Annotated in this window: 11 protein-coding genes; 3 read left to right on the top strand and 8 right to left on the bottom strand. The window is 44.0% G+C overall.

Annotated elements, in window-relative coordinates; all coding sequences use genetic code 11:
* Positions 1–774: 774 nt before the first annotated feature.
* From OM416_RS26605 to OM416_RS26595, 3 genes are all read right to left on the bottom strand, one after another.
* Positions 775–1,950 (bottom strand): YhgE/Pip domain-containing protein, encoded by a 1,176-nt coding sequence (locus tag OM416_RS26605; protein ID WP_264934490.1) that lies wholly within the window; start codon positions 1,948–1,950, stop codon positions 775–777.
* 80 nt (positions 1,951–2,030) lie between these two features.
* Complete coding sequence (locus OM416_RS26600) at positions 2,031–2,462, bottom strand: MarR family winged helix-turn-helix transcriptional regulator (RefSeq protein WP_264934488.1); 432 nt, start codon at positions 2,460–2,462, stop codon at positions 2,031–2,033.
* 164 nt (positions 2,463–2,626) lie between these two features.
* Positions 2,627–2,794, bottom strand: a complete 168-nt coding sequence (locus tag OM416_RS26595) for a DUF3934 family protein (RefSeq protein WP_076333364.1) — start codon at positions 2,792–2,794, stop codon at positions 2,627–2,629.
* 313 nt (positions 2,795–3,107) lie between these two features.
* Here OM416_RS26595 and licT point away from each other — a divergent pair, with 313 nt between their 5' ends.
* From licT to OM416_RS26580, 3 genes are all read left to right on the top strand, one after another.
* Positions 3,108–3,968 carry a BglG family transcription antiterminator LicT gene (gene licT / locus OM416_RS26590; RefSeq protein ID WP_264934483.1) on the top strand — a complete coding sequence of 287 codons (861 nt, stop codon included), beginning with the start codon at positions 3,108–3,110 and terminating at the stop codon, positions 3,966–3,968.
* Between the two features lie 184 nt (positions 3,969–4,152).
* A complete protein-coding gene (locus tag OM416_RS26585) occupies positions 4,153–6,051 on the top strand; it encodes a beta-glucoside-specific PTS transporter subunit IIABC (protein WP_264934481.1) in 1,899 nt (632 codons plus the stop codon).
* A gap of 42 nt (positions 6,052–6,093) precedes the next feature.
* Entirely contained in the window at positions 6,094–7,503 is a 1,410-nt protein-coding gene (locus OM416_RS26580; protein WP_264934479.1) for a glycoside hydrolase family 1 protein, read from the top strand.
* Between the two features lie 98 nt (positions 7,504–7,601).
* Here the strand turns inward: OM416_RS26580 and OM416_RS26575 are convergent, their stop codons facing one another.
* The 5 genes from OM416_RS26575 to OM416_RS26555 all read right to left on the bottom strand — a co-directional run bounded on the left by OM416_RS26575 (position 7,602) and on the right by OM416_RS26555 (position 12,752).
* Complete coding sequence (locus OM416_RS26575) at positions 7,602–8,822, bottom strand: MFS transporter (protein ID WP_264934477.1); 1,221 nt, start codon at positions 8,820–8,822, stop codon at positions 7,602–7,604.
* Between the two features lie 32 nt (positions 8,823–8,854).
* Positions 8,855–9,454 (bottom strand): TetR/AcrR family transcriptional regulator, encoded by a 600-nt coding sequence (locus tag OM416_RS26570; RefSeq protein WP_264934502.1) that lies wholly within the window; start codon positions 9,452–9,454, stop codon positions 8,855–8,857.
* A 120-nt stretch (positions 9,455–9,574) separates the two neighbouring features.
* On the bottom strand, positions 9,575–10,723 hold the full coding sequence (locus tag OM416_RS26565; protein ID WP_264934475.1) for a S1C family serine protease: 1,149 nt from the start codon (positions 10,721–10,723) through the stop codon (positions 9,575–9,577).
* 14 nt (positions 10,724–10,737) lie between these two features.
* Positions 10,738–11,982, bottom strand: coding sequence for an FxLYD domain-containing protein (locus OM416_RS26560; RefSeq protein ID WP_264934473.1), 1,245 nt, complete (start codon positions 11,980–11,982; stop codon positions 10,738–10,740).
* A gap of 353 nt (positions 11,983–12,335) precedes the next feature.
* Positions 12,336–12,752, bottom strand: coding sequence for a VOC family protein (locus OM416_RS26555; protein WP_264934500.1), 417 nt, complete (start codon positions 12,750–12,752; stop codon positions 12,336–12,338).
* Positions 12,753–12,834: the final 82 nt, after the last annotated feature.

Genomic DNA, 12,834 nt, shown 5'->3' with positions numbered 1-12,834 from the left:
CCTGAGCCAGGATCAAACTCTCCAATAAAGATGAATTTCAGTGGCGCGGTTAAACGCTATGAAAATCATCTCAGTATTTAAAAAGAGCGATAAGCTCATTTTGAATCTGACGAGATTAAAAATCTCATTTTTTGCTTCGAAATTATACAGTCCGAAGACTTGTACCCATTTCTCAGCGTCGATCTTGCAAGCAAGATCGTTACTCACTCGTTGTTCAGTTTTCAAAGATCAAACTTGTTTTGTTACCGAACGTTGTTCTCTTCAGCAACTCTTATATATTATCATGTCCGAACCAACTTTGCAAGCTTTTTTTTGAGTTTCTTTCGAAGCTTATTTCATTCGCTTGCCGCACCGTGTAAACCGTGTTTTCTTGGCCGGATTAATAATATATCACGTATAGATATTAATTACAACACTTAATTTAGTAAATTCTTTTGATGCAAATTGATCACCTTTACTGTGTTGCTCTCCTCTATCTCAGTTGTAAAGTATATTATTGCCTTAATGACATTCTTTCCATCCATACAACGTAATACATGTCTAATTCTTTTTAGAATTATGAGAACTAATTCTCCTCTGATATATTTCAGCTTCATTAATATACTCAATTAAGCTTATCCATATATCAACGTCATGCAAGATTACAGGGGTGCACTGAAAGTTACCACGAGTATAAGTAGAAGTATTATAGAAGATAAACAAAAAAGTGATGCACGCGTATAACTACACGCACATCACTTTTTGTGTTATCACATTATATATAGAAGGAAACTGTTAATGCTGAGTCTGTACTGATGCTGGAGGCGTCATCGTTGTTTGTCCATTACCTGCTTTTTGCATACCAACTCTCAGCAACGTAATTCCCCACGTTATCACCGAGATCAACAGAAGATGAACGATGTATCCACCCACAGCTTCGCCACTATAGATCAAACGCATAAATCCTTGTACCCCATTGGAAGCGGGCAGAAAGTTTCCAATATAACGGTAGAAGGGCGCCAGCATCTCGGCTGGAATGATATTTCCTGCTGTCATTAACTGAAGCGGAACCATCGCTACATTAAATAGAGGACCTGCATTGCCAAACAGGGCAAAACTCATTTGTGTGAAACAGATACAAGCCAGACTCACCAATACATGATACAGATACAATGCACCAAAGGAACTCGCAACATCCGTGAATTGAAGAGCTACTGTATCCACAATTAGGGGAACGATCACTGCTATACACAATAACAGCAATTGCCGTCCCCAGAAGATTTCCCATTTGGAATGGTTACGCTTCATGATATTTGACGTAATATTAAACTGAATGTTCATGGTCATCGAAGCAATGTAGGTGATAAAACCCAGAATCATGGGCAGCATCGATGTTGCAAAATCACTGACACTGTTCGTTTTATTAATTTCAGCCTTCACAGGCCCTTCATTCATCTTCGCCATCGCTTGTCCAATGGCTTCACTTAAATCTTCATTGTTAATGCTATCGTTATTGAGTGTCACTTGAACCTTGGATTCCAGAATCCCTTGTCCCATTTGTGCAGTCATTCCGGTCGCAGCATGTTCCACAATCGATTTCGCTACATCGGCATTTCCCTGATTGATATAAAAGGACAAGCTCGCGTCTGTACCGCCGCCAATCTGGTCAGCAAACCCTTCCGGAATCACAATAACCATCGCATAATTACCTGCATTCATCTGTTGCTTGGCTTCCTTGGCAGAATCCAGCACATCAACATGGAAAGGCGCGAGCGTTTCAATCTGCTTCTGCACCTCTGTCCCCTGTGTCCCATCTTCGTTCACCAAAGCAACTTGAAGTTGATCTACTCTCTCCGTGGCCTGATGATAACCCGTCATCCAGATCACAACAAATAACAATGGAACAATCAATGCAAAAACCAAACCTATTTTTGTCTGTGGTACTTTTAAAAATTCTTTGAAGCTTTTCATTCGTTCACGACTCCCATTAGTTAAAATCAAAATAATTGCACTACATATATATGCACATGCACATATTAGACCAAAAAAATTTATTTCATCTTTTCATAGATCCGATTCATCACATTCATGAATGCTTCAAGCTCTTCAGAAGAACATTCGGCGAGTGCCTCTTGCTCTTGCTGTTTGGCCTTTGGTGTCAGAACGTTATTCATTTCCAATCCTTCTGCCGTCAAACAAAGCAAAACCGCTCTACGGTCCTGTGGATCTTCTTCTCTCGTCACCAGACCTTTGCGAATTAACTTGTCTATAATTTTGCCTACCGTTGTCTGGTCCCGAACGGTTAATTCAGCCAGCTTCTTCTGCGATATATGACTTCCCGCCTTGCTCAATTCATTCAGAACGGCAAATTGTTCCGGTGTAATATCCTGTTCACTCAGATTTCTGGTTGTTGTTTTTTTGTATGCCAGATATGTCCGTGACAAAATTAATCCAAGTGGATTTTCATCCATATTAACAGGCATGCTGATGCTCCTTTCTCTAAATAGTAGCACTACCATCTATTTTGCGTAAGCTCTATATTATTACCATATCTACAATACTGTCAATTTAATTTTTATCTTTTTATACAAAAAGAGACCCACCCGATAGTCAGGCAGCTCTCTCCTCTGGCATCGTCAAGCCACACTTACTCGGGCTTGCCACTTGAAGTTTCGGTATCGTCCTTCTTCTTCGTACCTTTACTTTTATAAGGCTTCGGGGTACTTTTCGCCCGGTTAGCAGCTGCTTGCCAACGGTTCCAGCCTTTTTTGCCAGTACCACGGCCGGTGCCGCCTTTTCCTTTTGCTTTGCTCATGTTATCACTCCAATAATCCTGTATATGCTTAAAAATGACCGTCCTCGGTAACTTATTATGCGACCCAGCCCATCTAATTCACTTCCAGCAATTCTTATTATACCAAAAATCCACGTCTTTACGTCTATTTCCATAAATCATTGTATTGTTATTCTGTTATGAAAGCGGTATAGTGGACATAATTGAAAGAAGAAGCTGCGTTTTCTTCGGGATTGTTACTGGTAAGCAGGCGATACCCAAACCAAGGCTGTCTATGAAGCCTTAGTTTGGGTTTTTTTGTTATTATTACGACCAATTGAGGTGAAACACATATATGATCATCCGTCAGATTTTTAACAACAATGTCATCCGGGCTGAGAACCAGGTTGGTCACGAATTTGTTGTCATTGGCAACGGTCTTGGCTTCAAAAAGAAAAACGGACAGCCTGTGGATGAGGATAAAATCGAAAAAACCTTTGTGCTGAAATCGGATAAAATACCGCAAAAATTAATTGATCTGATTGGGGAAACATCGGTCGAATATTTGAAGTTAGCAGACGAAATTGTGGGCCATGCCAAACAGGAAATGGGCGATATTTTTAGTGATAATATCTATATATCATTGATCGATCATATTCAGTTTGCCATTACCCGGTACCGTAAATCCGTCGGATTGAAGAACTCCCTGTTGTGGCAGATCAAGAAATTTTACAAGAAGGAATTTGGGATTGGCATGAACGCTGTAGAGCTGATCCAGGAACAATTCGGCATCCAAATGGATGAACATGAGGCCAGCTTTATTGCGATGCATTTTGTAAACGCTCGTCAAGATGCTCAGGGCATGAAGCAAACCGTTGAAATTACCGAAGTTATTGATGATATCTTCAACATTGTGACCAATCATTACCATATCGCACTGGATGAAAATTCATTTAATTATTCCCGGTTTATTACCCATCTGCAATACTTTGTCCAGAGAATGTTGAGTAATGAACAGGAGCAATTTGCTTCAGGAGACAACTTTCTGTATGAGCAGGTGAAGGACAAATATAGCAACGCTTTTGAGTGCACACAGCGGATCAATCAGTACCTTGAAGGCAAGTTTGAAAGTGCCATGTCCATTGATGAAAAGGTGTATTTGACGATCCATATTCAACGTGTCACTTCCCGTAACGAGCTACTCGACACAGAATAAAAAAAGCTTGCAAACGATTTCGGCGTCATATATAGTAGGTCTCACAACTTAACGACAAGGATTGTTACTGCTCAAGCAGGCGATACCTAAATGATTGGCAACAGGTCATCTTTCCGATGATCATAGCCATTCGTTTAGGTATTTTTTTGTTTTCAGGCAATCTTAACAACAAAGGAGAATGAACATGGATCATAAAAAAATGGGGGATGACATCGTTCGTCTCGTCGGCGGAGAAGCCAATATCAACGGTCTTGTCCACTGTGCAACCCGGCTGAGATTCGACCTGAAAGATTCGAAAAAGGCCGAACGCGAAACGCTTGAAAAACACGATGGTATTATTACCGTTGTCGAAAGCGGCGGCCAGTTCCAGGTGGTCATCGGTAGTAACGTGGCTCATGTATATGCGGAGATTATGAAAAACCGGGATTTTGGAGGAGATTCCTCCTCATCGGCTGAGTCTACAGGGGAAAAAACCTCGCTATTATCCAAAGTTTTTGAAATTATATCCGGAAGTTTCTCGCCGTTAATCCCGGCTATGGCAGGATCAGGTATGCTAAAAGCTTTGCTGACTGTCCTGACCATGCTCGGATGGATGTCGGATACAAGTGACACATACCTGATTTTGTCTGCTGCCGGCAACGCTGTATTTTATTTCTTGCCCATCTTCCTTGGGATCACACTGGGTATGAAGCTGAAAGCCAATCCGTATGTAGCTGGCGTAATTGGTGCCGCTCTGATGGAACCGAGCTTCACCGGGCTGATGGATAAGGGCTCAGATGTATCGTTCCTGGGTATACCGGTTGTCATGATGAATTATTCAGCCAGCGTATTCCCAATCTTCATATCGATTAGCATCTACGCAGTTCTTGATAAGTTACTCAAAAAAATCATTTTGAAAGACCTGCAATTGTTCCTTGTACCAATGATTGCTTTGATGATTATGGTTCCGCTGTCCGCAATGGCCTTTGGACCATTCGGCACCACGGTAGGTGACTGGATCTCCTCCGGCGTAACTTGGCTCATTGGGGTCAGCGGTATATTATCAGGGGTTGTACTGGGTGGTTTCATGACCTTCATGGTTGTCTTTGGACTCCACTGGGGCTTCACTCCAATCACGATACAAAATATCGGGGTTGGCGGCGATCCGATTGAAGCCATGGCTGCTGCAGCCGTATTTGCACAAATCGGTGTAGCCTTCGGTATTTTCCTGAAAGCCAAAAAGAATAAAACCCTGCGAACCCTTGCTGGCTCGACCAGCCTTACCGGTTTACTTGCAGGAGTAACTGAACCAATCGTATACGGTCTGATCCTGCGTTATAAACGTGTGATTCCTATCGTGGTCATCGCAGGTGCGATCGGCGGTGCGATTAATGGTCACTTTGGTGTTAAAATGACTGCTTATGTGTTCCACAATATATTTGCCATTCCTGTCTATACACCAACGGTTGTCTACGTGATTGCGATTGCCTGCTCCTTTGCGGTAGCTGCCGTATTAACCGTGATGTTCGGTTATGAAAGCAAAACCAAAGACACAGTTTCCGCGACCAATGAATCTGTCTCCAACACGTCAATTGAAAGTACGCCAGCAGAACTTCCTGTCGTACCTGGGACCAAAACAACGGAAATCAAGAAAGAACAAATTTATAGCCCACTCACAGGTACGGCCGTAGCACTAAGCACCATTAACGACCCAGCCTTTTCGACTGGTGCTATGGGCAAAGGTTTGGCGATTGTCCCTGAGATTGGTGAAGTTGTCGCTCCCGTAGATGGTGTAGTCACTTCCCTCTTCCCAACTGGACATGCCATTGGATTAACAACCAACGCAGGAACAGAAATCCTGATTCATATCGGCATCAATACAGTAGCGCTAAAGGGAAAACACTTCTCTCCTGTCGTTCAAGAAGGTGATATCGTCAGACAGGGCGATCTGTTGATCCAGTTTGACATCGATAAGATCAAGGAAGCCGGATACGAAACCGTAACACCTGTCATTGTGACTCTAACGCAACAAGAAGTGGATGTGTTCGAAACAACTCAGGAACAGGTACAGAAAAATGATGTCCTGCTGACTCTCGTTGTCTGACCCAACTTATCTTATACGAATTCAATTTAGGAGGAACTAACTATGAAACATACTCAACTGAAACCATTTCCTAAAAATTTTTTCTGGGGAGGTTCAACCTCTGCCTATCAGATTGAGGGAGCTTGGAATGAAGATGGTAAAGGCCCTTCTGTCATCGACATGGGCAATCATGTGGAAGGCGTAACCGACTTCAAGGTAACCAGTGATCATTATCATATGTACAAAGAAGATGTGGCATTGCTGGCCGAAATGGGCTTCAAAGCCTACCGTTTCTCCATCGCATGGACACGTATCTATCCGCAAGGAGCAGGTGAAGTGAATCCGAAGGGGCTCGCCTTTTACGATTCCCTCATTAATGAGCTAATTAAATACGGTATTGAACCCATTGTGACGATGTATCACTTCGATCTTCCTTATGCGCTTGAAGAAAAAGGCGGCTGGTCCAACCGTGCGACGATTGATGCCTTTGAACAATATGCCAAAACCCTTTATGAGAACTACGGAGATCGGGTCAAATATTGGCTGACCATCAACGAACAAAATATGCTGATCCTGCATCCTGGCTCTCTGGGTACACTGGATACAACACTTGTTGATCCGCAAAAAACACTGTATCAGCAAAATCACCACATGCTGGTTGCTCAAGCTAAAGCCATGGTCCTATGTCATGAAATGCTGCCTGAAGCCAAAATTGGTCCAGCGCCCAACATCGGTGTAATCTACCCAGCGAGTTCCAAACCCGAAGACACACTCGCGGCTGATAACTATGCTGCCATTCGCAACTGGCTCTATCTCGATATGGCGGTATATGGACGTTATAATCATATTGCCTGGAGTTATCTCGAAGAGAAAGGATATACACCTGTCATTGAAGACGGAGATATGGATATCCTGGCGCAAGGAAACCCTGACTTTATCGCGTTTAACTACTATACTTCCCAAACGGTTGGTGAAAGTCTGAACGATGGTAATGACTTCTCCCATACAGGAGATCAGCATGAAATCGTAGGTGAACCGGGTGCATATAGAGGATCTGTGAATCCCAATCTGCAAAAAACGGAGTTTGGCTGGGAAATTGATCCGGTGGGCTTCCGCTCTACCCTGCGCCAGATCTACTCTCGTTATCATCTGCCATTGATCGTTACGGAAAATGGTCTGGGGGCATTTGATAAACTCGAGGAAGGCGACGTGGTTAACGATCCATATCGTATTGAATTCTTCAATAAACATATCGAACAGATTCAACTGGCGATTACGGACGGCGTGGATGTATTTGGCTTCTGCCCTTGGTCTGCGATCGATCTGGTTAGCACACATCAGGGATCAAGCAAACGTTATGGCTTCATCTATGTGGATCGTGAGGAATTCGATATTAAGGAATTGAGACGTATCCGCAAACAGAGCTTCCACTGGTATCAAAAATTGATTGAAACGAATGGAGAAATCCGTTAATACCGTAATCCTTTAATATGATAATAAAAAACAGTCGACCACACGTTAGGTGTGATCGACTGTTTTTTGTGTTAATGTACTTCATTTCCAAAATGAAATTACATTTCAGCCTTCGGTTGCTTTACCGCTTTGGCCCCTCTAAGTACCCGTAGGGATAACAGGAAACAGATCGCCAGAACGGCAGCTGCCGAAACGTAAGGATAGTTAATATTCACATCGAACAATGCTCCAGCTACGATTGGACCTGCGATATTCCCCAAACTGGTATACGCCGAGTTCAGTCCGGCCACAAAGCCCTGTTGCTCTTGTGCCAGTTTGGACATCTGCGTACTGATTGCCGGACGCAAAATATCCATACCCAGAAAGACGATAAACGTAACGACAAGAATGAGCCAGTACGTATGCACGAACAAGGTTAACAGTACAAATACCGCTACAAACAACAGACAGACCGAAATAACCATCTTTTCACCAAACCGGTTGAGCAACCAACCGATCAGGGATACTTGCACAACCGCACCCGCAATGGAACCAAATGTAATAATGAATGCAATGTCTTTTGTCGTAAAACCAAACTTGTGATCCACAAACAGTGAAAATACCGTCTCATAGTTCGCCAGACCAAATGCCATAACAAACACGATAATCAAGCTGAAAAAGTACGGTTCACGGTACGAATTCAGCAATTGGGATACCATACCCGGAGCTTTGACCCCCGCTGCGCCAGCGACAGGTTTACTTTGTTCTCCTGTGCTTCGTGCAGATTCCGGCAAAATTATCAATGTAATGATGGATGCCAGCAAACCGGCAACCCCTGCGGCGTAGAACGGAATTCGAATGCCGAAGTCCGCAATGTACCCGCCAATTCCCGGACCGATGATAAATCCGGTTGTAATCGCTGCATTAATCAACCCCATACCTTTACCGCGTTCTTCCTCTGTCGTAATATCCGCGGTATATGCCATAACCGCCGGGAAGATCATCGCTGCTCCAATACCACCCAGCATCCGGGCTGCGAAGAGCAGCACTGGTGCATTGACCGCACCAAACATAAACTCGGATACGGCAAAGATCAGCATGCCGCCAACGATAATTTTCTTACGTCCCCACGTATCCGACCATCGACCCGCAAGCGGGGAGAACAGGAACTGTGTGAAGGAGAATGCTGCTACCAGCAATCCAACCGTGAATCCGGTAATATGCAGTAGATCCATATACGCAGGCATAATCGGTACAACCAGACCAATACCTGTAAAAACGAGAAAAATATTAAACATTAACAGCAGCAGTGCGCCCCTGTTCCGTGTTAGTAATGCCATGATTCCATCCTCCGTAGTTGTCAAAATGTTGCTTAAGCTTTATCTTTTGCAATCCCGTGCAAGAATACACTGGCGGCCTGACGATATAGCGCAAGAGCCTGATCCGGATCCATCCCTCGTGACATCTGGCTAAGACCAATAATGGTACTCTCCAATATGAGCGCGAGGTTATCTACATTGTCTGCTTTGAACTCACCGCTCTCAATTCCTTGTTCTATCATTTGTTTATTAAATTGAAGATGCCGCTCAAACATTAAGGAGATCCGCTCCTCAATATCATTTTCTTTCTTTTCCCCTGTGAAGAACTCATCGGCTGCTTTCGTCAAAGGGTGATTCATGTCATCCAATATCAATTGTTCCGCTAAGCCGTAGATCTTCTCCGTAGAGGTGCGATAGAGATGTTCTTTGGCAGCCCAACTCGCTTCCCACTCCCGATCCCACTCATCGATTAGATAAAGGAACAGGCCTTCCTTACTTTTGAAATGGTAATATATATTGCCCTTGCTGCTGCCCGTCGCAGCTACAATATCCTCAATGGACGTTGCTTTATAACCTTTTTGTACAAAAAGGGCTTTGGAAGCATCCGCAAGTTTCTTCTTGGTCTGCTCGGTTTGAAGTTGCTTTTTATTCATATTCATTCGTTTCACTCCGTCCCATGCATACTGAACATTCGTTCTGTATTTTAACAGATGCATTGAATATAAGCAATCAAAAAAAGGAGAGTGGCACATCAGCCAACTCTCCTTTTTTGATTATGTTATTTTCTTACCTTTACCATGCAGTATTTTCAATTGGCCATTCTCAGAAGCAACCTGATATGTAACCTTATACTTCGTGGTTACATATTCGCCATCCCTGCGTTCATCGGCTGTAATCACTGCAGTCACTTCCATCCCGTCATTGCCCTTGTCTATAGAGGAGACCTCTCCAATCGTCACATAACTGGTATTCAGGTAACCCTCACGAAATTTGGCATAACTTGTGCCACTCTGCCATTCACTTCCGAGCAAAGCATAAGCTGTAACATAGTCACCTAGATTCAGACTGTTGTAAAACTCGGTCACCACCCATTCTGCTTTCGCTGAAGCAGAGGTCGATCCCGATCCATTACCACCAGCCGTCTGAACCGCCGTTGTGCTGGATGGTTTCATGGACCAGGCTTGCACTTGCTTCAGCACGGTAGTGATTGGGATACTGAACCCGATCCCACCCTCCTGCTCCACAACGGCTGAGTTAATACCAAGTACTTCGCCCGTCTCTGCGTTGATTAGTGGTCCGCCACTGTTGCCATGGGTAATCGGCGCCGAGATCTGATACAGATTGCTGTAAATGTAAGGCGCAATTTCGAAGCTGCGTCCAACACCGCTGATAATGCCTGTAGTTACCGTGTTCTCTAATCCCAGCGGGCTCCCAAGAGCCAGGATTTCATCTCCAGTCTCGGCTTTAGATTTGGCGATAGCCAGCGGTTTCAACTTTTTCAGATCAGGTACTCGAACAACAGCAATATCTGTTTCTTCCCCGATTCCAATTACGGTTCCTTTGTATTCCTCATGATTCAGAGTACGTATCGTCACTTCCTCCGAACCTTCTACCACATGAGCATTGGTTACAACATCTCCCTGATCATTATAGAGAAACCCGGAGCCTAGCCCGCTGCTACTCTCGATCGTAACCACTTTTTTCTGACTCTCCTCAATAATCTGTTTACGTGATTTCTTCACGGCTGTCTTGGAGGACGTTTTGGATGCCGCGGTTTCTGTTTCTTTCGCATTAACAACTGCCAATCTCGGTTCAGCCTGCAACTGATCTGCTGTATAACTGTGAATCCAGAACACGCCTCCTGCTCCGGCTCCTATAATGATTGCACTGGATATAATGGTGCTCCATATTCGTTTGCCCATTCCGACCTGTCCTCCTATTCCAGATACCACGTTGCATTCACAACAGATACTTCTGCTTCTTGGTATACACCATAATAATACGTCTCAAAAAATCCTTCTTCACCCACTTCAAGCCAGCTTGGATACACATCCACATAAGTTTGACCGAGATAAGTGCCGTCTGTACCATATATATCGACCATAATGGTGACGGAAGAGATCGGCCGAGTTGCATTGTTTATGATTGAACCGCTAATATACAGGTCACCATACATATCAAGCGTCGCTTCGACATTCACAATGCTCACTGCCGACGTTCGATTCTTCAGATCTTCTTCTGCTGCCTGCTGTTCGGCAAGTTGAATCCGTTCGGCTTCCGCTTTCTCGAAATTCTTCTTCTCACTCAGCACTCGATCACGATACGCTGTCAGTTTGTCATCCTCCGGCGCATAAGACAGCCCTTGATCGACCGTTTGCAATGCCGCTGCAAAATCCTTTGTCTTGACTTGCTGCTCAGCCTGCTTATAGCTAATCCCTGCCAGCTTATCAACAATTTGCTTCTCTACTGCTTCGGCTTCCTTACCCTTCAGATTCGATATCGTATCCAGCTTCTCAGCCAAAGCCTCTACTGTCGTCAAACTATCGATTTCTTTCTTCACCTTCAGCACAGCCAGCGTAACCTTTCTATTACTTAATGTGGCACGCACTTTGGTGAAAACGGGCTCTTCTCGCTCTTTCAGTACTTTCGCTACTGCCTGAATGGATTTGTCTCCTTCTGAGAGTTTTCCTGTTTTTAGACTTGTGGCAGCCTCATTTAACTGATTCATCAAATTGAACGCTTTCGCCGTTATTTGGCGATCCTGTACAAGTGCATCATAGTTCGGCCGTTTCGTTAGCGCGCTGTCCAGCAGTTGAAGAGCTTCTTTATATTTCCCCTCTAGTGCAGCTTGTTCCGCCTGTTGATGCAGAGACTTCACCTCCGCATTAATACTCGTCTCCTGCTGGTAGTAGAACGTTAGCAAAGCCCCCATTACGGCTGCCAGTAACAGTGGAATGATCCAACTAAATGCACGGCCTTGAATGGTGTTGCCCTGTCTGGGTGCAGGCTGTTGCTGCCGGGATAATAATTCGGCTGTTTCTCCTGTTCTTTTTTCCAAACCCACGGCTGTTTCCGCCCAGATCTGTTCCTCTGTGGAGCTTGCATCTTTCAGTTTTGTGTTACACTTTCTGCACATACTATCCCCAGGACTACTTTTGGTTCCACATATGTGACAATACATCCTAATCCCTCCATCAAAAAGAAACGTATGTATACTTACCTTCTAACTTTTTAGTACATCAGCTTTTGGCATCTTTCGATACTTAGTGTCAACATGAATCGACACTTATCATATAGCAAAAAGGTAAATTACACCATATGTTATCCGGATAAATTCGGTGCGTGTTTTCCATAAACGAAGAAGGAGATACCGACACGCGGTATCTCCTCCTGTTCAGCCCTGCTGTCCTGTGCGTACCCGGATGTTGCCCAGTTCGTTAGCATTACATACTTCCGATAATAAATGGATGCAGAAGTGATGCAAAAAAACCTTCCTATAATAATACTAGGAAGGTTTTACTTATTTTTATTTTGTCACGCCAAAGGAAAAGCGCTTAGATCCATATAGGAGACTTCCCACAGATGATCGTCCAGATCCTGAAAACTCCAGCCATACATGAATCCGTGATCCTGCGGTTCGTTGTATGGTTTCGCGCCTGCATCGAGGGCAGCTTGTACAATTACATCCACCTGTTCACGACTATCCACAGACAGGGCAACGATGACTTCAGTTGTATCGGCGGCATTGGAGATTTTTTTCGAGATGAAGGATTGGAAACGTTCCTCCACCAGAAGCATGGCGTAAATGTTTTCCCCGATAATCATACAGGTAGCAGACTCGTCCGTAAAATTGGCGTTAAACTCAAATCCCACCTTAGTAAAAAATTCAACGGATTTCTTCAAATCTCGAACAGGTAAATTGACAAAAATCTGCTTAGCACGAACAGCCACCATGGATCACCTCGAACTCATAGAATAGATTCCACCTCAAAATAACACCTCGCGTATACGCTGTCAATTGAATATAATTAGT

The sequence above is a fragment of the Paenibacillus sp. LS1 genome (assembly GCF_026013365.1).
Taxonomy (GTDB): domain Bacteria; phylum Bacillota; class Bacilli; order Paenibacillales; family Paenibacillaceae; genus Paenibacillus.
The sequence above is the reverse complement of the archived record's forward strand: the minus strand, read 5'-3'. Positions and strand labels throughout refer to the sequence as shown.

Excerpts from the sequence above, each read along its gene's own strand:
- OM416_RS26605 (WP_264934490.1), bottom strand. The coding sequence starts at position 1,950 with ATGAAAAGCTTCAAAGAATTTTTAAAAGTACCACAGACAAAAATAGGT.
- OM416_RS26600 (WP_264934488.1), bottom strand. The coding sequence starts at position 2,462 with ATGCCTGTTAATATGGATGAAAATCCACTTGGATTAATTTTGTCACGG.
- OM416_RS26595 (WP_076333364.1), bottom strand. The coding sequence starts at position 2,794 with ATGAGCAAAGCAAAAGGAAAAGGCGGCACCGGCCGTGGTACTGGCAAA.
- licT (WP_264934483.1), top strand. The coding sequence starts at position 3,108 with ATGATCATCCGTCAGATTTTTAACAACAATGTCATCCGGGCTGAGAAC.
- OM416_RS26585 (WP_264934481.1), top strand. The coding sequence starts at position 4,153 with ATGGATCATAAAAAAATGGGGGATGACATCGTTCGTCTCGTCGGCGGA.
- OM416_RS26580 (WP_264934479.1), top strand. The coding sequence starts at position 6,094 with ATGAAACATACTCAACTGAAACCATTTCCTAAAAATTTTTTCTGGGGA.
- OM416_RS26575 (WP_264934477.1), bottom strand. The coding sequence starts at position 8,822 with ATGGCATTACTAACACGGAACAGGGGCGCACTGCTGCTGTTAATGTTT.
- OM416_RS26570 (WP_264934502.1), bottom strand. The coding sequence starts at position 9,454 with ATGAATAAAAAGCAACTTCAAACCGAGCAGACCAAGAAGAAACTTGCG.
- OM416_RS26565 (WP_264934475.1), bottom strand. The coding sequence starts at position 10,723 with ATGGGCAAACGAATATGGAGCACCATTATATCCAGTGCAATCATTATA.
- OM416_RS26560 (WP_264934473.1), bottom strand. The coding sequence starts at position 11,982 with ATGTATTGTCACATATGTGGAACCAAAAGTAGTCCTGGGGATAGTATG.